Here is a 20,670-nt window from a genome sequence, read left to right as displayed (position 1 = left end):
CGTGGAACCATCGGTGGCGTGGCAGCCCCCGGTACCGATCCCCGTCCCCTCGCCCCCGACACCCCGTCGGCGGCGGGCAGCGACCCGACGGCGCCCGCCGACGGCCGACCGCCCTACCGCCGGCTCTACCGCAGCCCGCAGGGCCGGATGCTCGGCGGTGTCGCCCACGGCCTCGCGGTGCACCTCGGACTGTCGGTCGCCTGGGTGCGGATCGCCTTCGTCGTGCTCTTCTTCGCCAACGGCATCGGCGTGCTGCTCTACGCCGCGTTCTGGTTCGTGGTGCCGATCGGCATCGGCGAGCCCGCGCAGCGCGGCGGCGCGCACTGGGTCTACGTCAACGGCGCCTTCGTCCCGGCCGGTTCCTGGCAGGCCGCCGACGCCGGGGCCCAACTGAGCAAGGCCCGGCGCGGCCGGCTCGGACGGCTGCGCGAACTGCTCCAGCAGACCTTCCAGGGCGAGCCGGCCCACGCCGGGGCGGCGGCCGGGGAGAAGGACGGACCCGCCCGCGCCGAGGCCGGCGCCCCCGGGGGCCTGGGCCAACTCGCGGCCCTGGTCGTGCTGGTGATCGGCCTGATCGCGCTGCTCAGCGCGCTCGGCGTGCAGAGCGCCAGCCCGTACACCTGGCCGCTGCTCGCCGTCGGCGTCGGCGTCGCGCTGGTCTGGCGGCAGGCCGACGACTCCCGCTGGCAGCGCTGGTTCGGCCTGGAGGAGGGCGAGAAGCGGCGCGGCGCCTACACCCGGGTCGGCGCCGGCGTGCTGCTGGTCGTCGCCGGCACCATCGCCTTCCTCGCCATGCAGGGCAACGGCTCCACCATCACCTCCGTCATCGAGGCCTCGCTCGCGGTGCTGGCCGGCGTCCTCGTCCTGGTCGGCCCGTACGCGCTGCGCATGTGGCAGGACCTCGGCGCCGAGCGCACCGCCCGCATCCGCGCCCAGGAGCGGGCCGAGATCGCCGCGCACGTCCACGACTCGGTGCTGCACACCCTCACCCTCATCCAGCGGCGGGCCGAGGACCCCAAGGAGGTGCTGCGCCTCGCCCGCGCCCAGGAGCGCGAACTGCGGCTCTGGCTCTACCGCCCGGAGGCCGCCGCCGAGGCCGCCCCGGACACCATGGCGGAGCGCCTGCGCGAGGTCGTCGCCGAGGTCGAGGACCGCCACGGGGTGCCCGTCGAACTGGTCGTCGTCGGCGACTGCCCGATGGACGAGCGGATCGCGGCCCAGATGCAGGCCGCGAGGGAGGCGATGGTCAACGCGGCCAAGTACGGTGGCGGGGGACCGGTCCAGGTCTACGCCGAGGTCGAGGGGAGGACGGTGTCGGTGTTCGTCCGCGACCACGGCCCCGGCTTCGACCCCGACACGGTGCCCGAGGACCGGATGGGTGTCCGCGAGTCGATCATCGGCCGGATGAAGCGCAACGGCGGCACCGCACGGGTGCGGCCCGCGCCGGGCAGCGGCACCGAGGTCGAGCTGGAGATGGAGAGATCGGATGACTGACGCAGCCCCGCAGAGGACCGCGCGGGTCGTGCTGGTGGACGACCACCGGATGTTCCGCACGGGGGTACGGGCCGAGATCGGGCGCACCGAGGCGACCGGCATCGACGTGGTGGGCGAGGCGGACGACGTCGACTCCGCGGTCCGGGTGGTCGCCGAGACCAGGCCCGACGTGGTGCTGCTCGACGTCCACCTGCCCGGCGGCGGCGGGGTCGAGGTGCTGCGCCGCTCGGCCGGGCTGATGGGCGACCCCGGCGGCGTGCGCTTCCTCGCGCTGTCCGTCTCGGACGCCGCCGAGGACGTCATCGGCGTCATCCGGGGCGGCGCGCGCGGCTACGTCACCAAGACCATCACCGGCACCGACCTGGTCGACGCGGTCTTCCGGATCGCCGACGGCGACGCGGTGTTCTCGCCGCGGCTGGCCGGCTTCGTGCTGGACGCCTTCGCCGCCACCGACACCCCGCCGGTAGACGAGGACCTCGACCGCCTCACCCAGCGCGAGCGCGAGGTGCTGCGGCTGATCGCGCGCGGCTACGCGTACAAGGAGATCGCCAAGCAGCTGTTCATCTCGGTGAAGACGGTGGAGAGCCACGTCTCGGCCGTGCTGCGCAAGCTCCAGCTCAGCAACCGGCACGAACTCACCCGCTGGGCCACCGCCCGCCGCCTGGTCTGACGCCCGCCCGGGCGCACCGCGCCCCGTCGGCCCGCCCGGTCCGGTTTTCGTCGGTCCGGGCGGGCTTGTCGGTGCCTGGCCATAGACTCGATGTGCCATGAGTAGCCTCTTTGACGACCTCCCGCTCCCCGGTTTCGAGGCGCCCGCCGCCGGGTCGAAGCAGCAGCCCGCAGCCGCGCCGATCGACGAGGAGCCGCCGCCGTTCGAGGGCGACGTCCCGTACGACGCGTACGAGGAGGCGATCCCCGACGGCCTCTTCGCGACCGACCACGCCGCCGAGGCCGAGCGCGACGCCTGGTACCGCAACGGCGCCGCCCGCACGGTGGTGGACCCGGCCCAGCTGCTGGAGGGCATGAACGACCCGCAGCGCGAGGCCGTGCTGCACGCCGGCTCGCCGCTGCTGATCGTGGCCGGCGCCGGCTCCGGCAAGACCCGGGTGCTCACCCACCGGATCGCCCACCTGCTCGGCGCCCGCGGCGTGCAGTCCGGCGAGATCCTGGCGATCACCTTCACCAACAAGGCGGCCGGCGAGATGCGCGAGCGCGTCGAGCAGCTGGTCGGGCCGCGCGCCCGGGCGATGTGGGTCTCCACCTTCCACAGCGCCTGCGTGCGGATCCTGCGCCGCGAGTCCAAGCTGCTCGGCTTCACGTCCAGCTTCTCGATCTACGACTCGGCGGACTCCCAGCGGCTGATGTCCCTGGTCTGCCGGGACCTCGACCTGGACCCCAAGCAGTTCCCGCCGAAGTCCTTCACCGCGAAGGTCAGCAACCTCAAGAACGAACTGATCGACGAGGAGACCTACGCCGACCAGGCCGCCAACCCGATGGAGAAGAAGCTCGCCGAGGCGTACTTCCTCTACCAGCGGCGGCTGCGCGAGGCCAACGCCCTCGACTTCGACGACATCATCATGACGACGGTCAACCTGCTGCAGGCCTTCCCGGACGTCGCCGAGCACTACCGCCGCCGCTTCCGGCACATCCTGGTCGACGAGTACCAGGACACCAACCACGCCCAGTACATGCTGGTCCGCGAGCTCAGCGGCGGCTCCGTCGCCGCCGCCCCCCGGCGCACCGTCGACGGCGACCCGGTCGACCCCGCGGCCGGCCGGCTCGCCGAGATCCCGCCCGCCGAGCTGTGCGTCGTCGGTGACGCGGACCAGTCGATCTACGCCTTCCGCGGCGCGACCATCCGCAACATCCTCCAGTTCGAGGAGGACTACCCGAACGCGCGCACCATCCTGCTGGAGCAGAACTACCGCTCCACCCAGACCATCCTGAGCGCCGCCAACGCCGTCATCGAGCGCAACGCCAACCGGCGCGACAAGAAGCTCTGGACGGCCGGCGACCACGGCGAGAAGGTCGTCGGCTACGTCGCGGACGACGAGCACGGCGAGGCCCAGTTCATCGCCGACGAGATCGACCGGCTCACCGACGCCGGCTCCGCCAAGCCCGGCGACGTGGCGATCTTCTACCGCACCAACGCCCAGTCCCGCGTCTTCGAGGAGGTGTTCATCCGCGTCGGTCTGCCCTACAAGGTGGTCGGCGGGGTGCGCTTCTACGAGCGCAAGGAGGTCAAGGACGTCCTGGCGTACCTGCGGGTGCTCTCCAACCCGGAGGACACCGTCCCGCTGCGCCGGATCCTCAACGTGCCCAAGCGCGGCATCGGCGAGCGCGCCGAGGCGATGATCGACGCGCTGGCCTCGCGCGAGCGGATCTCCTTCGCCCAGGCGCTGCAGCGGGTCGACGAGGCGTACGGGATGGCGGCCCGCTCGGCGAACGCGGTGAAGAAGTTCAACGCGCTGCTGGCCGGGCTGCGCCAGGTCGTCGAGTCCGGCGCCGGGCCGGCGGCGGTGCTGGAGGCGGTGCTGGAGGAGACCGGGTACCTCGCCGAGCTGCAGTCCTCCACCGACCCGCAGGACGAGACCCGGGTGGAGAACCTCCAGGAGCTCGCCTCGGTCGCCCTGGAGTACGAGCAGGACCCGGGCGAGCGCCCCGACGCCGGGGAGGAGGGCGCACCGCCGGTCGGCTCGCTCGCCGACTTCCTGGAGCGGGTGGCCCTGGTCGCCGACTCGGACCAGATCCCGGACGAGGACGAGGAGGGGCAGGGCGTCATCACCATGATGACCCTGCACACCGCCAAGGGCCTGGAGTTCCCGGTGGTCTTCCTGACCGGCATGGAGGACGGCATCTTCCCGCACATGCGGGCCCTCAACCAGGTCAAGGAGCTGGAGGAGGAGCGCCGACTCGCGTACGTCGGCCTCACCCGGGCCCGGGAGCGGCTCTACCTGACCCGCTCGGTGCTGCGCAGCGCTTGGGGCCAGCCGTCGTACAACCCGGCCTCGCGCTTCCTGGAGGAGATCCCGGAGACGCTGGTGGAGTGGAAGCGGACCGGGGCGGCGGCGGTGCCGGCCTCGCGCGGCTTCTCGTCCGGCTCCGGGGGCTCCGGCGGTTCGGGCTTCGGCGGTTCGGGCTTCGGGGGCGGGCGCGGCTCCGCCCGGGGTGCCTCGCGCGGCGGGGCGACGGCCTCGCCGAAGGCCGGCTGGGGCCAGTCGGCGCGGCGCACGGTCGAGCGGGAGGTCGTCGGGCTGGCCGTCGGCGACCGGGTCACCCACGACACCTTCGGGCTGGGCACGGTGGTCGCCACCACCGGCGTCGGCGACAAGGCGCAGGCGACGGTGGACTTCGGTTCGGAGGGGCGCAAGCAGCTGCTGCTGCGCTACGCGCCGGTCGAGAAGCTCTGACGGCGCGGGGCCGTACCGGGCCGTCGTGGTCCCGGTGCGGCCTCCGCGCGGGGGCGGGGCGCGGTCAGCGCGGGTCGACGCCCTGGGCGATCAGCCAGGGCAGCGGGTCGATCGGCGCGCCGCCGTCGCCCGGGCGGATCTCGAAGTGCAGGTGCGGCCCGGTGCTGTTGCCGCTGCTGCCGACGAAGGCGATCACGTCGCCCGCCTTCACCGTGCCCTTGCGGATCTTGTACGAGCGCAGGTGGCAGTACCAGGCCTCGGTGCCGTCCGCCATCTTCAGTATCGACATGTAGCCGTACGACGCGTTCCACTGCGTGCGGATGGTGCCGTCGGTGACCGCGAGCACCTCGGTGCCGCCGTCCACCGGGAAGTCGATGCCGGTGTGGCGGGCCGCCCAGTGGGTGCCGCGGGCGCCGTACGTCTGGCCCACCCCGCGCTCCGCGACCGGCAGCGACGCCTTGGGGCGCTCCGGCGGCTTCGCGCTCTCCGCGGCCGGGGCGGGGGCCTCCTCGGGGGCGGCCTCGGCACCCGCCAGGGCGGGGCGGGCGTCACTGCGGGAGGCCTGCTCGGCGGCACCCTGCAGGACGGCCTGCTGCGCGGACGCCTGGGCGACCGCGTCCGGCGCCTCGGCGGCGGTCGGCTGCTCCGGCAGCCGGGCGGCGGCGGCCTGCGCGGCCCGCTGGTCGGCCTCGCCCTGCACGGTCACCGCGGCGGCGGCGCACACGCCCATCGCCGCCACCGACGGCAGCGCCACGCGCAGCAGGGCCGTGCGGGTGGCGGCCTTGGCCGCGCCCCGCCGCTGGGCGCGCGACTGCTCGCGGGCGGCGATGCGCAGCTCCGCGCGGGTCGGGCGGCCGGCTGCTGCGTCGGGAGCCATTGGGGGGCTGCCTCCTCGGTGGACCTCGGGCACATCGTCGGGCGAGGGGAAAACAGCCGAGACTGTAGCCGCCTTGGCCGCATCCGGACAAAAGTCCGGATGTCAAGAGGCCTGACGGACGCTCAGTGGCCGGGATTGCACCCGTCCGGGTGGTCCGGCACGCCGCAGGAAGGGTAGGAACCGTGCGGGAGCTGTGATTTTCCCCTCCTCTTGACGGGGGGAACGGCCGATCCGGCCGGGTGGCGCTACCCTCCCCTCAGGTTGTTATTGCTGGTTAACCGCGCCCGGTGCCGACGAGCTCCGGTGGGGTGGTGGACGACGAGGTCCAGGAGGCAGTGATGGGTGTTTCAGGGCCGATCCGCGTGGTGGTCGCCAAGCCGGGGCTGGACGGTCACGACCGCGGCGCCAAGGTGATCGCCCGCGCCCTGCGCGACGCGGGCATGGAGGTCATCTACACCGGCCTGCACCAGACGCCCGAGCAGGTCGTCGACACCGCCATCCAGGAGGACGCGGACGGCATCGGCCTGTCGATCCTCTCCGGCGCCCACATGACCCTCTGCGCCCGGGTGATCGAGCTGCTGAAGGAGCGCGACGCGGAGGACATCAAGGTCTTCTGCGGCGGGATCATCCCGGAGGCGGACATCGCCGAGCTGAAGGCGCTCGGCGTCGCGGACATCTTCACCCCCGGCACGCCGACCCGGGACGTGGTGGCCTGGGTCGAGGCCAACCTGCGCGCGGCGAGCTGAGCCGGGTTCCCGTACGACACGGCGGGGCCGGCCGGGGCAGCCGCCCCGGTCGGCCCCGTCCGGTCAGCCGGCCAGTTCGGCGAGCATCGCCTCCCGGAAGCGCAGGGTGCCGGCCAGCCGGGCGAAGGTCTCCGACCAGGCGGTCTCCGGCGCGGTCGCGGCGGCCAGCGCCTCCACGGCGGGCGCGGTACCGGGGGCGAGCGCCCGCTCGGTCATCCCCAGCACCCCGCTGTGGCTCCACGGGTACGCCCCCGAGGCGGCCGCCCGCTCCAGTGCCGCGACCACGGCCGTCGACAGCGGCGGGTTCCACGGCGCGGCGCAGGCCCCCAGCAACTGGAACGCCTCGCCCAGGCCGTACGCGCCGATGAACGCCGCCGTCCAGGCGGCCCGCTCCTCGGCGGGCAGGACCGACAGCAGCTTGGCGGGCGGTCCGGCCGCCCGCGCCCGGCCGCCGCGCGGAGCGCGCCCCGGGCGGGGCGCCGGGCCGAGCAGGGCCCGCGCCCACCCGGCGTCGTGCTGGCGGACGGCGGCGCGCGCCCAGGCCTCCCGCAGGTCGTCCGCCCAACTGCTGCTGGTCTCGTCGACGGAGTCGCCGACCCGCAGCCGCAGCAGCTCCTCGGGGGCCAGCCCGGTCCGCTCCCGCCAGGTGTGCAGCGGGGCCGCGGCCACGATCTCGCCGAACCACCAGGCCCGTTCGCCGCGGCCGGTGGGCGACTTGACGGGTATGCCGTCGCGCTGCATCGCGGCGTCGCACTCCTGGGGCGGGGTGACCAGCAGGTGCGTACCGCGCTCGGAGAGCCGGACGGCCGCCAGCGCACGCTCGGCCATCCGGGCGGCGAGCGCGGAGCCGGGCAGGGTGGAGAGCAGTTCGGCGGCGGTGGCGCGGACGTTCTTGCTGCGGTCGGCCAAGGCGGCCTCCAGGAACGGCTCGTCCGCGGCGGAGAGGCCGTCCTGCAGGGCGTCCAGGAAGAGCAGGCGGTCCTCGGCGCGCTCGGTGGCCCAGGTGGAGCGGAGCAGGTCGAGCCCGGCGGCCGGATCGCTGCGGCGCAGCCGGGTCAGCCGGGTGACCCGCTCGGCGAACAGGCCCTCGTGCCAGAGCCGGTCCCCCTCGTCGGCCGCCCCGCCGGGCTCCGCGGGCCCGGCGTCGGCGGTGCGCAGCACGAACCGCCAGTCCGGGTTCCGTTCGGCGAGCCAGCGGCCGAGCGGGCCGGCCAGGGCGACGGTGTCGGCGCGCAGCTCGCTGCGGGCGCGGGCGCCGTCGAGCAGGCCGGGGACGAGCGCCGCGGGCGGGCGGTAGCCGTGCCCGCGGGCGGCGGCGAGCCACTGCGGCAGCAGCTCGGGGAGGTTGGCGAGGGTGCCGGCGCCGGCCCCGGACCGGCCGCCGAGCAGCACGGAGAGCCGGCGGGCGGCGGCGGGCGGGAGCTCCGGCCGGAGGTCCTCGGCGGCGGGCGGGTCCGGCGGTCCGCCGGCCGGGTCGGGCCGGGCGCCGGCCCGGCGGCGGACGGTGGCCAGCGCGGCCAGCTCCAGCAGGGCGGTGGCCGGGTCGGAGCGGTCGACGGCCGCGGCGGCGGCCAGCTGCGCGGGCGAGCCGGCGGGCTCCGGCAGCGGCCTGCGGTCGGTGCCGAGCAGGGCGGTGGTCCGGAGGGCCTCCCACGGGTCGGCCTGGGCGGTGGTGGTCTGCACGGTGGCTCCTGCGGGTGGACGGGCGGCGGGGTCGGCGGGCGGCGGGCTCAGCCGCTCAGCCCGATCGGGCGGTGGTCGGCGCCCCAGGCGGTGACCGGCGCGAAGCCGCGGTGGCCGTACTCGCCGAAGACGGTCAGCGGACGGCCGGTGGAGACGGCGGCGAGCCGCCAGAGCGCGGCCTCCGGGGTGCCCCGGCGGACCGGTACGGCGTGCCGGCCGTCGGTGAGCCGCCAGCCGTCCGGGCCGAGCACCGGGACCACCTCGGCGAGCACCGTCGGCCAGTCCGCCAGCCACGGGTCGTCCGCGACGGCCTCGCCGTACCCGGCGGCGGCCTCGGCCGGGGACAGGCCGGCGGGCGGCTCGGCGGGTCCGGCGGCGGGCGCGCCGTGCCGGGTGCCGAGCACGGCCCGCAGCGGGCGGGCGCCCGGGTGGAAGGCCAGCTCGGCCTCCAGCACCTGGCCGGTGGGCAGCGCCAGGTCGGGCGCCTGCCCGGGGCGGCCGAAGGCGAGCAGCAGGGCCGGGCGGCCGGTCTTGGCGCCGCGCAGCCACAGCCGACGGGTGGTCAGCCGGTCGTCCGAGGTGTCCCGGCTGCCGAGGACCTGCCAGCGGTCGCGCACGGTCGGGCCGGCCAGCAGCTCGGAGGTCTCGGTGGTGTAGCCGACCCGGGTGCGGACGGTCGCGGCGAGCGGCTCCGGCAGCCGGTCCACCCGGGTGGCGGCGGTGGCGAGCAGGTGCAGCAGGGCGTACTCCTCCAGCAGCTCCGGCTGCGGGACGTAGTCGAGCGCGCGGACCCCGGCGGCCAGGCCCGGCGCCTGGGCGTCGACCATGCGGGCGGCGACCTCCTCCCAGCGGCCCGCACCGCCCGGGTCGGCCAGTCCGGTGCGGATGCGGTCGGCGAGCCGCAGCCGCAGCTCCTCGGCGCCGGCCGCGACCCGGGCGGAGCGCTTCTCGGCCCGCCGGCGGGCGGCGGCCGGGTCCGCGGTGGCGGCCCGGGCGGTGTGCCGGTCGGCGGTCTGCTCGGCGCGCTCCCTGCGCTGCTCGATCCAGCCGGCCGCCCAGTCCGGGGCCTCGGCGCCGTCCGGGACGGCGGCGGGCGTGCCGCTCCAGAGCAGCAGCAGGCCCAGGGCGTGCTTGCAGGGGAACTTCCGGCTCGGGCACGTGCACGAGTACGCCGGGTCGGCGAGCTCGACGACCGTCCGGTAGGGGGTGCTGCCGCTGCCCTTGCAGGCGCCCCACAGGGCGGTGCCGTCGGTGCCGGCGTCCGACCACGGTGCGGGGGCGGAGAGCTTGCCCGCCGCCTTCTGCGAGGCGGCGTCGGGTGCGAGGGACAGGACGTGTTCGGTGCTCCAGCGTTCCTCCATGCCCACGACGGTAGGGGGCGCCACTGACACTCCGTCCGGCCTCCGTCCGGCCCGCCGGCGGCTCGAACTGATCTGCGGTCAGGACTGTCAGTGGTGCGGTGCATGGTGGGTTCCGCAGCCGGCCGGACAGGGCCGACCGGGGGCGGCGCCCGACCGCCCGGCCGGCCTGCCGACATCTGCGCCGATGCTCCCACCGATCACCCCGCCGCCCGCCACGCGTGTGCCCGCCCGGGTCCCCGGCGGCCGACCCGAAGGAGCCCCATGACCGAGGTACTGCGCCGGCACGCCGAGGACGCGTTCGCCGACGAACTGGCCGCCCTGGCCGCCCAGGACGACCGGCCCCGCCCCGAGCGCTGGAAGCTCTCGCCGTGGGCCGTCGCCACCTACCTGCTCGGCGGCGACCTGCCCGACGGCACCGTCGTCACGCCCAAGTACGTCGGCCCGCGCCGGATCGTCGAGGTCGCCGTCACCACGCTGGCCACCGACCGCGCCCTGCTGCTGCTCGGGGTGCCGGGCACCGCCAAGACCTGGGTCTCCGAGCACCTCGCCGCCGCGATCAGCGGCGACTCCACCCTGCTGGTCCAGGGCACCGCGGGCACCCCCGAGGAGGCCGTCCGCTACGGCTGGAACTACGCCCAGCTGCTGGCCCACGGGCCCAGCCGGGACGCCCTGGTGCCCTCGCCGGTGATGCGGGCGATGGCCGACGGGAAGATCGCCCGGGTCGAGGAGCTGACCCGCATCCCCGCCGACGTCCAGGACAGCCTGATCACCGTCCTCTCCGAGAAGACCCTGCCGGTGCCGGAGCTGGGCTCCGAGACCCAGGCCGTGCGCGGCTTCAACCTGATCGCCACCGCCAACGACCGCGACCGCGGCGTCAACGAGCTCTCCAGCGCGCTGCGCCGCCGGTTCAACACCGTCGTCCTGCCGCTGCCGGGCTCGCTGGAGGAGGAGGTCGACATCGTCACCCGCCGGGTCAACCAGCTCGGCCGCTCCCTCGACCTGCCCGAACTGCCCGACGGCGCCGAGGAGATCCGGCGGGTCGTGACGGTCTTCCGGGAGCTGCGGGCCGGCCTCACCGCGGACGGCCGCACCAAGGTCAAGACGCCCAGCGGCACCCTCTCCACCGCCGAGGCGATCTCGGTGCTCACCAACGGCCTGGCGCTGGCCGCCCACTTCGGGGACGGCGTGCTGCGCGCCGGGGACGTCACGGCCGGCATCCAGGGCGCGGTGGTCCGCGACCCGGTCGCCGACCGGGCGGTCTGGCGCGAGTACGTCGAGGGCGTCGTCCGCGAGCGCGACGGCTGGAAGGACTTCTACCGCGCCGCGCGCGAGAACGACCGCTGACCCCGCCGGTGCACCGGGAAACGACCAAGCGAGGAGGGAGGGCGCGATGAGCGCAGAGGTGACGCTGCTCGGCGTACGCCACCACGGGCCGGGCTCGGCCCGGGCGGTGGCCGCCGCCCTGGAGCAGCTGCGGCCGGACGCGGTGCTCGTCGAGGGACCGCCGGAGGCCGACCGGATCGTCGACCTGGCGGCCCGCAAGGAGATGGTCCCGCCGGTCGCGCTGCTCGCCCACGCCGTGGACGACCCGGCCCGTGCGGCGTTCTGGCCGTACGCGGGGTTCTCCCCGGAGTGGGTGGCGATCCGGTACGGCGTCGAGCTGGGCCTGCCCGTCCGCTTCATCGACCTCCCGGCGGCGTACGGCCTCGCCGACCGGCCGCAGGACGGGCCCGGACCCGCCGGGGGAGTGCCGGGGGGCACTTCCCCGGCGGACGGGGACGCGGCGGACCCGGGTGCGGCGTCCGGCCCGGTGGACGGGGACGGGGACGGCGACGGGGGCTTCGGCGACCCGATCGCCGTGCTCGCCGCCGCGGCCGGCCACGACGACCCCGAGCGCTGGTGGGAGGACGTCGTCGAGCACCGCTCGCCCGGCCGGGACGCGCTCGCCCCGTTCGCCGCCGTCGCCGAGGCGATGACCGCGCTGCGCGAGGCCGGCGCCACCGGCTCCACCGCCCGTCGCGACGATCTGCGCGAGGCGTACATGCGGCAGCAGATCAGGGCCGCCCGGCGGGCCGGACACCGGCGGATCGCCGTCGTCTGCGGCGCCTTCCACGTCCCCGCGCTCGCCGCGATGCCCACCGTCGCCCACGACCGGGCGCTGCTCGCCGGCCTGCCGAAGAAGGTGCGCACCGACATCACCTGGGTGCCGTGGACGCACCGCCGGCTCGCCCAGCACACCGGCTACGGCGCGGGCATCGTCTCGCCCGGCTGGTACCACCACCTGTTCACCTGCGGGGCCGAGGACCCGGTGCCCGGCTGGACGGCCCGGGCCGCCGAACTGCTCCGCGCCGCGGACCACCCGGTCTCCTCCGCGCACGTCATCGAGGCCGTCCGGCTGGCCCGCACCCTCGCCGTGCTGCGGGGCCGGCCGCTCGCCGGGCTCACCGAGACCCTGGACGCCGTCCGCTCGGTGCTGTGCGACGGATCCGAGGTCGCGCTCGCGCTGGTCCACGACCGGCTGGTCGTCGGCGACGCGCTCGGCGAAGTCCCCGACAGCGCCCCGGCGGTGCCGCTCCAGCGCGACCTCGTCCGGCTGCAGCGCAGCCTGCGCCTCAAGCCCGAGGCCGACCCGCGCGACCTCGACCTCGACCTGCGCAAGGACACCGACGCCGCCCGGTCCCGGCTGCTGCACCGGCTGCGGCTGCTCGGCATCGACTGGGGCGTCCCGACCCGCTCCGCGGTCACCTCCACCGGCACCTTCCGGGAGAGCTGGCGGCTGCGCTGGGAGCCGGAGTTCGCCGTCCGCGTGGTGGAGGCCGCGCAGTGGGGCACCACCGTGGCCGGGGCCGCGGTCGCCAAGGCCGTCGGCACCGCCCGCGCCGCCGGCGAACTCGCCGAGCTCACCGGCCTGGTGGAGACCTGCCTGCTGGCCGGCCTGGGCGACGCGCTGCCCGCGGTGATGCGGGTGCTCGCCGACTGCGCCGCCCTGGACACCGACGTCTCCCACCTGGCCGGCGCCCTGCCCGCCCTGGTCCGCGCCCTGCGCTACGGGGACGTCCGCGGCACCGACGGCGGCGCGCTCGCCGAGGCCGCCGGGGGCCTGGCCGACCGCATCTGCATCGGCCTGCCGCCCGCCTGCACCGGCCTCGACGCCGACGGCGCCGCGGCCATGCGCACCCACCTCGACGAGGTGCACGCCGCGATCGGCCTGCTCGCCGACCTCGCCGACGACCTCCCCGAGCGGTGGGCCGCCGCCCTGCAGTCGCTCGCCCGGCGCGAACCCGTCGCCGGCCCGGCCACCGGCGTGCCCGGCCTGCTGCGCGGCCGCGCCGTCCGACTGCTGCTCGACGACGGCCGGCTCGACTCCGCCGAAGCCGGCCGCCGGATGGGCCTGGTGCTCTCCCGGGCCAACTCCCCGGCCGACGCGGCCGGTTGGGTCGAGGGCTTCCTGGCCGGCGGCGGCGCCCTGCTGCTGCACGACCCGCGGCTGCTCGGCCTGCTCGACGACTGGCTGACGGCCGTGCCCGGCGACGCCTTCACCGACGTGCTGCCGCTGCTGCGGCGCACCTTCGCGGGCCTGGAGGCGGGCGTGCGGCGGACCGTCGGCGGCCGGGTCGCGGCCGGCCCGCTCGGCGGCGAACCGGCCGCCGGACCGGCCGGGCCCGCCGCCGACCTGGACGAGGACCGCGCCGACGCCGCCGTCCCGGTGGTCGCCCTGATCCTCGGCCTGCCCGCGCCACCCGCCGGGCCCGTCGGCGGTGACCGCCGGGCCGCCGACCGCGACACCTGACGGCGGCCCCGTCCGCCCGTCCCCGTGAGCCCGCCGCCGTCCGCCCGCCGTCCCCGTCCCGCCCCCGTGAGCCCGTCCCGCCCGAAGGAGCACACCCCATGGCCGTGACCACCCCCTCCACCGACGACGAACGGCTGCGCCGCTGGCGGCTGGTGCTCGGCGGCGAGGCGGACGGGACGGGCTGCGCCCTGCGCGGGCGGGACGCCGCCATGGACGGCGCGCTGGCCGCCCTCTACCGGGGTGCCCCGGAGGAGGGGCGGCCCGGCCGGGACGGCCGGCGGACGGCCGGCCTCGGCGGCTCCGCCCCGCAGGTGGCCCGCTGGCTGGGCGACATCCGCGCGTACTTCCCCACCTCCGTCGTGCAGCTGATGCAGCAGGACGCGATCACCAGGCTCGGCCTGGACCGCCTGCTGCTGGAGCCGGAGATGCTGGAGGCCGTCGAGCCGGACGTGCACCTGGTCGGCACGCTGCTCTCGCTGAAGGGGGCGCTGCCCGAGACCACCCGGGAGACCGCCCGCGCGGTGGTCGGCCGGGTGGTCGCCGAGCTGGAGCGCCGGCTCGCCGACCGCACCCGGGCCACGCTGGGCGGCGCGCTCGACCGCAGCGCCCGGGTGAACCGTCCGCGCCACCGCGACATCGACTGGAACCGCACCATCCGGGCCAACCTCGGGAACTACCTGCCCGACGCCGGCCCGGACGGCCGGGGCACCGTCGTCCCGGAGCGCCTGATCGGCTACGCCCGCGCCCAGCGGGCGGTGAGGAAGGAGGTCGTCCTCTGCATCGACCAGTCCGGTTCGATGGCCGCCTCCGTGGTGCACTCGGCGGTCTTCGGTGCCGTCCTCGCCTCGATGCGGACGCTGGACACCCGGCTGGTCGTGTTCGACACCTCGGTGGTCGACCTGACCGAGCAGCTCTCCGATCCGGTGGACGTCCTGTTCGCCACCCGGCTCGGCGGCGGGACGGACATCAACCGGGCGCTGGCCTACTGCCAGTCGCGGATCACCCGCCCCTCGGAGACCGTCGTGGTCCTGATCAGCGACCTGTACGAGGGCGGCGTCCGCGACGAGATGCTCCGGCGGGTCGCCGCGATGAAGGCGGCGGGCGTGCAGTTCGTCGCCCTGCTCGCGCTCTCCGACGAGGGCGCCCCCGCGTACGACCACGCGAACGCGGCCGCCCTGGCCGCGCTGGGCGCCCCGGCCTTCGCCTGCACTCCGGACGCCTTCCCGGAGATCATGGCCGCGGCGATCGAGAAGCGCCCGATCCCGGTCCCCGGGCAGCTCGGCTGAGCCGCGGTCCGGACGAACGGCGGCCCGGCCGCGCCGGATCGGCCGGGTTCACTCGAACGGGGGAACCGGCTCGTTCCTCACCGCCGGTGCGCCCGACCGGTGAGCACGGCGGCCGGCACGCCGCCGTATGCTCTCTGTGACGGTTCTCACCAAAGACGGGCCGGTCCCGGGCGAAAACGTCCCGTCGTACGGGGATAACCTGCCAGACGGACGTGACGCGCGTGTTGATTGACGTGTGCGCCCGTGGCTGTGTGGGCCGCAAGGCCGTACCTCTGCGTACCCGCACCGCTTCGACGACCCGCAGCGAAGATCCTGCCGTGGCACGCTCGTAGAGACACAATCCGCGACCACGAACAAGGACAAACACGTGGACCTGTTCGAGTACCAGGCGAGGGACCTCTTCGCCAAGCACGGTGTGCCCGTGCTTGACGGTGATGTCATCGAGACCGCCGCAGACGCTGCCGCCATCGCGGAGCGCTTCGGGGGCCGCGCCGTCGTCAAGGCTCAGGTGAAGGTGGGTGGCCGAGGCAAGGCCGGTGGCGTGAAGCTCGCCGCCGACCCGGCGGACGCCGTCGCCAAGGCCGAGGCGATCCTCGGCATGGACATCAAGGGCCACACCGTTCACAAGGTGATGCTTGCCCAGACCGCGGACATCAAGGAGGAGTACTACGTCTCCTTCCTGCTGGACCGCACCAACCGCACCTTCCTGGCCATGGCCAGCGTCGAGGGCGGTGTGGAGATCGAGGTCGTCGCGGAGGAGAACCCCGAGGCGCTCGCGAAGATCCCGGTCGACGCCAACGAGGGTGTGACCCCGGAGAAGGCCGCCGAGATCGTCGCCGCCGCGAAGTTCCCGGCCGAGATCGCGGACCAGGTCGCCGACGTCCTGCAGAAGCTCTGGGTCGTCTTCATCAAGGAGGACGCCCTCCTGGTCGAGGTCAACCCGCTGATCAAGTCCGGTGACGGCAAGATCATCGCGCTCGACGGCAAGGTCTCCCTGGACGAGAACGCCGAGTTCCGCCAGCCGGACCACGAGGCGCTTGAGGACAAGGCCGCCGCGAACCCGCTGGAGGCCGCGGCCAAGGCCAAGGGCCTCAACTACGTCAAGCTCGACGGCGAGGTCGGCATCATCGGCAACGGCGCGGGTCTCGTCATGAGCACCCTGGACGTCGTCGCCTACGCCGGCGAGAGCCACGGCGGCGTCAAGCCCGCCAACTTCCTCGACATCGGTGGCGGCGCGTCCGCCGAGGTGATGGCGAACGGCCTGGAGATCATCCTGGGCGACCCCGACGTCAAGTCGGTCTTCGTCAACGTCTTCGGCGGCATCACCGCGTGCGACGCGGTCGCCAACGGCATCGTGCAGGCGCTGGAGCTGCTGTCCTCGAAGGGCGAGGCGGTCACCAAGCCGCTGGTCGTCCGCCTGGACGGCAACAACGCGGAGCTGGGTCGCAAGATCCTCGACGACGCGAACCACCCGCTGGTGCAGCGTGTGGACACCATGGACGGCGCCGCTGACCGCGCCGCCGAGCTGGCCAACAAGTAAGGAAGGGGACTACACAACCATGGCTATCTTCCTTACCAAGGACAGCAAGGTCATCGTCCAGGGCATGACCGGCTCCGAGGGCATGAAGCACACCCGCCGCATGCTCGCCTCCGGCACCCAGATCGTCGGCGGTGTCAACCCGCGCAAGGCCGGCACCACCGTGGACGTCGACGGCACCGAGGTGCCCGTCTTCGGCTCCGTCGCCGAGGCCATCGAGAAGACCGGTGCCGACGTCACCGTCATCTTCGTGCCGCCGAAGTTCACCAAGGACGCCGTCGTCGAGGCCATCGACGCCGAGATCGGCCTGGCCGTCGTCATCACCGAGGGCGTCCCGGTGCACGACACCGCCGCCTTCTGGGCGTACGCGGGCTCGAAGGGCAACAAGACCCGGATCATCGGCCCGAACTGCCCCGGCCTGATCAGCCCCGGACAGTCGAACGCCGGCATCATCCCGGCCGACATCACCACCGCCGGCAAGATCGGCCTGGTCTCGAAGTCCGGCACCCTGACCTACCAGCTCATGTACGAGCTGCGCGACATCGGCTTCACCTCGGCCGTGGGCATCGGCGGTGACCCGGTCATCGGCACCACCCACATCGACGCCCTCAAGGCGTTCCAGGAGGACCCGGAGACCGAGCTCATCGTCATGATCGGTGAGATCGGCGGCGACGCCGAGGAGCGTGCCGCGGCCTACATCGCCGAGCACGTCACCAAGCCGGTCGTCGGCTACGTCGCGGGCTTCACCGCCCCCGAGGGCAAGACCATGGGCCACGCCGGCGCCATCGTCTCCGGCTCGTCCGGCACCGCCCAGGCGAAGAAGGAGGCCCTGGAGGCCGCCGGTGTCAAGGTCGGCAAGACGCCGTCCGAGACCGCCCGCCTGGCGCGCGAGCTGATCGCGGGCTGACGCCCCGAACGGCAGCACGCCTCCGCCCGGACCTCCCGAGGTCCGGGCGGAGGCGTTCGCGCTCCCGGGCGCGCCGTCCCAGGCCCTGTCCGGCCGATCCTGCCGGGCGCACGAGACCGACCGGGCGGGCCTCGGCCCTGTCCGGCCTAGTTGCCCCGCCGGACGCACGCCTGCGGTGCCCACCGGCCGCAGCCGCCCGGCCCCGGGGCGACCGCGCCGCCCAGCACCGGCGCGGGCCCCGGCGGCGACAGCACGCCCGACCCGGGCGCGGCCTGCCAGGGGTGCAGCGTGTGCGGCGGCGGCGGGGCCACGAACTCGGCCGCCAGCCCCGGGGTCGGACTGCACCAGAGGCTGCGCACCCCGTTCGGCGGACCACCCGGCAGCGCCGGCACCGCGCTGCCGCCCCCCGGCGTGGCGCAGATCCCCGGCGGCGGCGGAGCCGTCGGCCGGAACAGCTCGGCCGGGCCGCTGCCCGTCAGCGTCGTCACCACCGCAGCCCCCATCGCCGCGGTGATCAGCGCCGCGCCGCCCGTCAGCGCGGCGTTCCGCAGCCCCCACCGGGCCCGCAGCGCGGGCAGCGCGGGCCGCCGCGGCTCCGGGCAGCCCCGCACCGCCGCCCGGTGCAGCAGCGCGCAGAGGCGGTCCGCGAACCCGTCCGCCGCCGGGTCCGGCCCGACCACGTCCGGTACCCAGCGCGCCAGCGCCGCCCGGGCCGTCCAGACCCGGCCCTCGGCCGCCACCACGCTGGACTCCACCTCCACCGCGACCGCCGCCGCCGACAGGCCCAGGCCGTCGTGCAGCACCAGCGCCCGGCGCTGCGGACGCGACAGCCGGCGCAGTGCCTTGAGCAGCGCACGGTCCCGGTCGGTCAGGCGGTCGTGGTCCGGCAGCACCGCCTGCGCCTCGTCCGCCGGCCGCACCTTGATCCGCCGGTGCGGCAGCCGCCAGGCGTGCGCCCGCCGGGGCCCGCCGCGATGCCACGGCGACAGCGCCGCCTCGAACGCCCGCACCCGCACCCACCCCTCCGGGTTGGCGCCCGCGCCGACCTCCTCCCACCGGCGGGCCGCTTCGCCGAACGCCCGGCCCACGCAGTGCACGGCGCGGTGCCGGCACCTGGTCAGCAGGAAGGTCTGCTGCACCAGGCGGGTGTGGGTGGTGGCGTAGAACTCCTCGAAGCCGAGCGCGGCGGCGGCGCGGGGCTCCGCACCGGCCTCCGCGCCGGGTGCGAGTACGGGCGCGGGGACGGCCGCGGGGGCGGGGGCCGTGACCGCCGCGGGCTCCGGGGCGGTGAGGGTGCGTCGGACGGTCGGCCGGAGCGGGTCCAGGAGGGCCGCGAAGGCGACCGCCTCGGCGCGGCTGCGGATCCCGAGCTTGCGCATGGCCCGGTGCAGGTGCAGCCGGGCGCCGGCCGGTCCGGCGGCCAGGGCGGCCGGTGCGGGGGGCACGTCCCGGCCGGCGGCGAACCTGGCCAGCGCCGCGGCCTCACGCGGGGTCAGCAGACGGACCAGCCGGGCGGCGTCCTGCGGCGAGGGCCGCCCGACGGGCCGGGCGGCGCCGACGGGGCTCCCCGTCCGCGCGCCGCCGGCGGGTACCGCGCCCGTTCGGGCCCGGCCCGCCTCGGTGGCGGCCGCGGTTCCGCCCGCCCCGGTTCTGCCTGCGCGGGTGGTGGCCGCCCCCGTGGTGGCCGTCCTGCTCCCGGCCACGCCGGTCCTGGCGGTGCCCGCCTCGGCCGGAGCCACCTCGGTGGTGTTCGCCTCCGCTGCGGCGGACCCGCCCCCGCGCGCGGTGCGGCGCGCGGGGGAGCGTTCGGTGGCGGGTGCGGGACCGGCCCGGCGTTCGGCGGCGGACTTCTCGGCGGTGGCGGCCCGCCGCCGGGACGGCTTGGCGGGCTGCGGGGGCTTCGACGGCTTGGCCGGCTTCCGCCCGGACGGCGGATCGGCGGCGGGAGTGCCGGTGGGGCGTTCGGCGGTCGGCGGGGTGGTCATCAGAGGCTCCGGGCCGGATCGGCGGCGACAGCTGGCTGGCCGGGTCTGAAAATGCGCATAAGCCAATAATCTGGGACACGGCGACGGTTTGCCTCTTCACCGAACAGGGCGAGTCGCCTTGGCACCATGAGGCGCATGACGCAGCTGATGGGCCGTCCGATCCTGGAACTGCCGCGCGAGCTGGGCAGCCGACCGGTCCGGGCCGACCTGTTCGCCGGCGTACGAACCGCCCTGCTCGGGCTCGCCGTGGTGCTGGTGCCGGTGCTCGGGCTCTGGGTGGTGACCCCGCACGCGGAGGCCGACGCCGCCGGCGCCGCCCGGCTGGCGGGAGCCCTCTGGCTGCTCGGCCACGGCGCGCCGATGCTGCGCGCCGAGCTCGCCGCGCCGGTGACGGTCACTCCGCTGCTGCTGGGTCTGTTCGCCGTCAACCGCCTCTACCGGGCGGGTGCCCGCGCCGGGGCCCGCCCCGGCCTGCGGGCCCGGTGGAGCGGGCCGGCCGCCGTGTGCGCCGGCTACTGCACGGTGGGCGCCGTGGTCGTCGCCCAGTGCGCCGTGACCGGGGCGGCGACCGGGGCCCTGCGCGCCCGGATCCTGCCCGACCTGCTGGTCCTGGTCGCGCTGGCCGGCGCGGCGACCGCCGCGGGTGCCCGTTCGGCCGGGTTGCCCGCCCGGGCCGGGGCGCCGGTGCCGACCGGCGCGGGGCCGCTGCGGTCCGCGGGTGCGCAGTTCGTCCGGTGGCTGCCCGAGCAGGCCCGGCCCGTCGGCGGCGGTCCCGCCGTCCGTGCGGCCGTGCTGGCGGGGCTCGGCGGACTGCTGGCGGCCGGTGCCCTGGTGGTGGCGACGGCGGCGGTCCTGGACGCGGTGGACGGCGCCGGGCTCACCGCGAGGTCGCTGGCCGGCGGCCCGGGAGCGGTCACCGGACTGCTGCTGCTCACCCTGCTGCTGCTCCCCAACGCCGTGCTCTGGGGCGCCGCGTACGCGCTGGGCCCGGGCTTCTCGGTGGGGACGGGGACGACCGTGGCGCCGTCCGGCACGGTGCTCGGGCCGGTCCCCGAGTTCCCGCTGCTCGGTCTGCTGCCGGAACCCGGCGCAGGGGGCTGGCGGCTGGCGGTCTGTCTGCTGCCGGCGCTGGCGGCCGTGCTGCCGGCCCTGCTGCTCGGCCGCGCCGCGGCGGGCACCGGTACCGGACGGCTGCCCTGGCACCCGGTGGCCACGGCGGTCGCCGCGGTGTCGGCGGCCCTGCTGGTCGGCGGTGCGGCGGCGACCGCGGGCTGGCTCTCCGGCGGGTCGCTGGCCGGCGGGCGGATGGCCGAACTCGGACCGGTGCCCTGGCGGACGGGCCTCGCGGCGGCGGCCTGGTTCACCGTGGTGGCGGCCCCCCTCGCCCTGCTGACCCGCGCCACCGCCCTGGGCGCGGCCGCGGCCCTGCACGCGGCGGCCACGGCCCGTGCGCACCGGGTGCGCCTGCTGGCCCACGCCGCGGTCGTCCGGCTCGGCACCCTGCCGGGCCCGCGCGGCCGCTGACCCCGGTGCTGACCCCGGCGGTGAGCCCGGCGGCGGGGGTCCGCGGCGTGCCCGTCCGGCCCGGCGCCCG

The 20,670-nt window shown here is 76.1% G+C and carries 14 protein-coding genes; 10 read left to right on the top strand and 4 right to left on the bottom strand.

The window, feature by feature from the left end:
• Nucleotides 1-18 precede the first annotated feature (18 nt).
• From ACWGB8_RS14415 to pcrA, 3 genes are all read left to right on the top strand, one after another.
• Entirely contained in the window at nt 19-1,494 is a 1,476-nt protein-coding gene (locus tag ACWGB8_RS14415) for a PspC domain-containing protein (RefSeq protein WP_452213538.1), read from the top strand.
• The gene (locus ACWGB8_RS14410) at nt 1,487-2,164 is read left to right on the top strand and encodes a LuxR C-terminal-related transcriptional regulator (protein ID WP_452213536.1); all 678 of its coding nucleotides are present in this window, start codon (nt 1,487-1,489) and stop codon (nt 2,162-2,164) included. The genes ACWGB8_RS14415 and ACWGB8_RS14410 overlap by 8 nt, the downstream gene beginning before the upstream one ends.
• Before the next feature lie 97 nt (nt 2,165-2,261).
• Nucleotides 2,262-4,904, top strand: a complete 2,643-nt coding sequence (gene pcrA, locus ACWGB8_RS14405) for a DNA helicase PcrA (RefSeq protein ID WP_452213534.1) — start codon at nt 2,262-2,264, stop codon at nt 4,902-4,904.
• Between the two features lie 64 nt (nt 4,905-4,968).
• Here pcrA and ACWGB8_RS14400 read toward each other — a convergent pair whose 3' ends face one another.
• Nucleotides 4,969-5,781, bottom strand: a complete 813-nt coding sequence (locus tag ACWGB8_RS14400) for a M23 family metallopeptidase (protein ID WP_452213532.1) — start codon at nt 5,779-5,781, stop codon at nt 4,969-4,971.
• A 338-nt stretch (nt 5,782-6,119) separates the two neighbouring features.
• On the opposite strand from ACWGB8_RS14400, the gene ACWGB8_RS14395 reads away from it, so the two are divergent.
• Nucleotides 6,120-6,527 (top strand): cobalamin B12-binding domain-containing protein, encoded by a 408-nt coding sequence (locus ACWGB8_RS14395; RefSeq protein WP_452213560.1) that lies wholly within the window; start codon nt 6,120-6,122, stop codon nt 6,525-6,527.
• 63 nt (nt 6,528-6,590) lie between these two features.
• On the opposite strand, the gene ACWGB8_RS14390 is transcribed toward ACWGB8_RS14395, so the two are convergent.
• A complete protein-coding gene (locus ACWGB8_RS14390; RefSeq protein WP_452213530.1) occupies nt 6,591-8,210 on the bottom strand; it encodes a DUF5691 domain-containing protein in 1,620 nt (539 codons plus the stop codon).
• A gap of 47 nt (nt 8,211-8,257) precedes the next feature.
• Nucleotides 8,258-9,571 carry an SWIM zinc finger family protein gene (locus ACWGB8_RS14385; protein WP_452213528.1) on the bottom strand — a complete coding sequence of 438 codons (1,314 nt, stop codon included), beginning with the start codon at nt 9,569-9,571 and terminating at the stop codon, nt 8,258-8,260.
• Nucleotides 9,572-9,832: 261 nt separating this feature from the next.
• On the opposite strand from ACWGB8_RS14385, the gene ACWGB8_RS14380 reads away from it, so the two are divergent.
• From ACWGB8_RS14380 to sucD, 5 genes are all read left to right on the top strand, one after another.
• A complete protein-coding gene (locus tag ACWGB8_RS14380; RefSeq protein WP_452213526.1) occupies nt 9,833-10,915 on the top strand; it encodes an ATP-binding protein in 1,083 nt (360 codons plus the stop codon).
• Nucleotides 10,916-10,961: 46 nt separating this feature from the next.
• The gene (locus ACWGB8_RS14375) at nt 10,962-13,361 is read left to right on the top strand and encodes a DUF5682 family protein (protein ID WP_452213524.1); all 2,400 of its coding nucleotides are present in this window, start codon (nt 10,962-10,964) and stop codon (nt 13,359-13,361) included.
• 98 nt (nt 13,362-13,459) lie between these two features.
• Nucleotides 13,460-14,647 (top strand): VWA domain-containing protein, encoded by a 1,188-nt coding sequence (locus tag ACWGB8_RS14370; protein WP_452213522.1) that lies wholly within the window; start codon nt 13,460-13,462, stop codon nt 14,645-14,647.
• A gap of 367 nt (nt 14,648-15,014) precedes the next feature.
• On the top strand, nt 15,015-16,187 hold the full coding sequence (gene sucC, locus ACWGB8_RS14365; RefSeq protein WP_452213520.1) for an ADP-forming succinate--CoA ligase subunit beta: 1,173 nt from the start codon (nt 15,015-15,017) through the stop codon (nt 16,185-16,187).
• Between the two features lie 19 nt (nt 16,188-16,206).
• Nucleotides 16,207-17,091: a succinate--CoA ligase subunit alpha gene (gene sucD, locus ACWGB8_RS14360; protein WP_452213518.1), complete on the top strand. Its 885-nt coding sequence runs from the start codon at nt 16,207-16,209 to the stop codon at nt 17,089-17,091.
• Between the two features lie 146 nt (nt 17,092-17,237).
• Here the strand turns inward: sucD and ACWGB8_RS14355 are convergent, their stop codons facing one another.
• Nucleotides 17,238-19,076 (bottom strand): hypothetical protein, encoded by a 1,839-nt coding sequence (locus tag ACWGB8_RS14355; protein ID WP_452213516.1) that lies wholly within the window; start codon nt 19,074-19,076, stop codon nt 17,238-17,240.
• 135 nt (nt 19,077-19,211) lie between these two features.
• On the opposite strand from ACWGB8_RS14355, the gene ACWGB8_RS14350 reads away from it, so the two are divergent.
• Nucleotides 19,212-20,600, top strand: coding sequence for a cell division protein PerM (locus ACWGB8_RS14350; protein ID WP_452213514.1), 1,389 nt, complete (start codon nt 19,212-19,214; stop codon nt 20,598-20,600).
• Nucleotides 20,601-20,670 lie beyond the last annotated feature (70 nt).

The organism is Kitasatospora sp. NPDC054939 (assembly GCF_053610105.1).
This window is presented reverse-complemented; position numbering and strand designations above follow the sequence as displayed.

What these genes read in the sequence shown, in the direction of transcription:
- ACWGB8_RS14375 (WP_452213524.1), top strand. Translation starts at nt 10,962, where the DNA reads ATGAGCGCAGAGGTGACGCTGCTCGGCGTACGCCACCACGGGCCGGGC.
- ACWGB8_RS14395 (WP_452213560.1), top strand. Translation starts at nt 6,120, where the DNA reads ATGGGTGTTTCAGGGCCGATCCGCGTGGTGGTCGCCAAGCCGGGGCTG.
- ACWGB8_RS14355 (WP_452213516.1), bottom strand. Translation starts at nt 19,076, where the DNA reads ATGACCACCCCGCCGACCGCCGAACGCCCCACCGGCACTCCCGCCGCC.
- ACWGB8_RS14400 (WP_452213532.1), bottom strand. Translation starts at nt 5,781, where the DNA reads ATGGCTCCCGACGCAGCAGCCGGCCGCCCGACCCGCGCGGAGCTGCGC.
- ACWGB8_RS14380 (WP_452213526.1), top strand. Translation starts at nt 9,833, where the DNA reads ATGACCGAGGTACTGCGCCGGCACGCCGAGGACGCGTTCGCCGACGAA.
- ACWGB8_RS14410 (WP_452213536.1), top strand. Translation starts at nt 1,487, where the DNA reads ATGACTGACGCAGCCCCGCAGAGGACCGCGCGGGTCGTGCTGGTGGAC.
- ACWGB8_RS14385 (WP_452213528.1), bottom strand. Translation starts at nt 9,571, where the DNA reads ATGGAGGAACGCTGGAGCACCGAACACGTCCTGTCCCTCGCACCCGAC.
- ACWGB8_RS14350 (WP_452213514.1), top strand. Translation starts at nt 19,212, where the DNA reads ATGACGCAGCTGATGGGCCGTCCGATCCTGGAACTGCCGCGCGAGCTG.
- pcrA (WP_452213534.1), top strand. Translation starts at nt 2,262, where the DNA reads ATGAGTAGCCTCTTTGACGACCTCCCGCTCCCCGGTTTCGAGGCGCCC.
- sucD (WP_452213518.1), top strand. Translation starts at nt 16,207, where the DNA reads ATGGCTATCTTCCTTACCAAGGACAGCAAGGTCATCGTCCAGGGCATG.
- ACWGB8_RS14370 (WP_452213522.1), top strand. Translation starts at nt 13,460, where the DNA reads ATGGCCGTGACCACCCCCTCCACCGACGACGAACGGCTGCGCCGCTGG.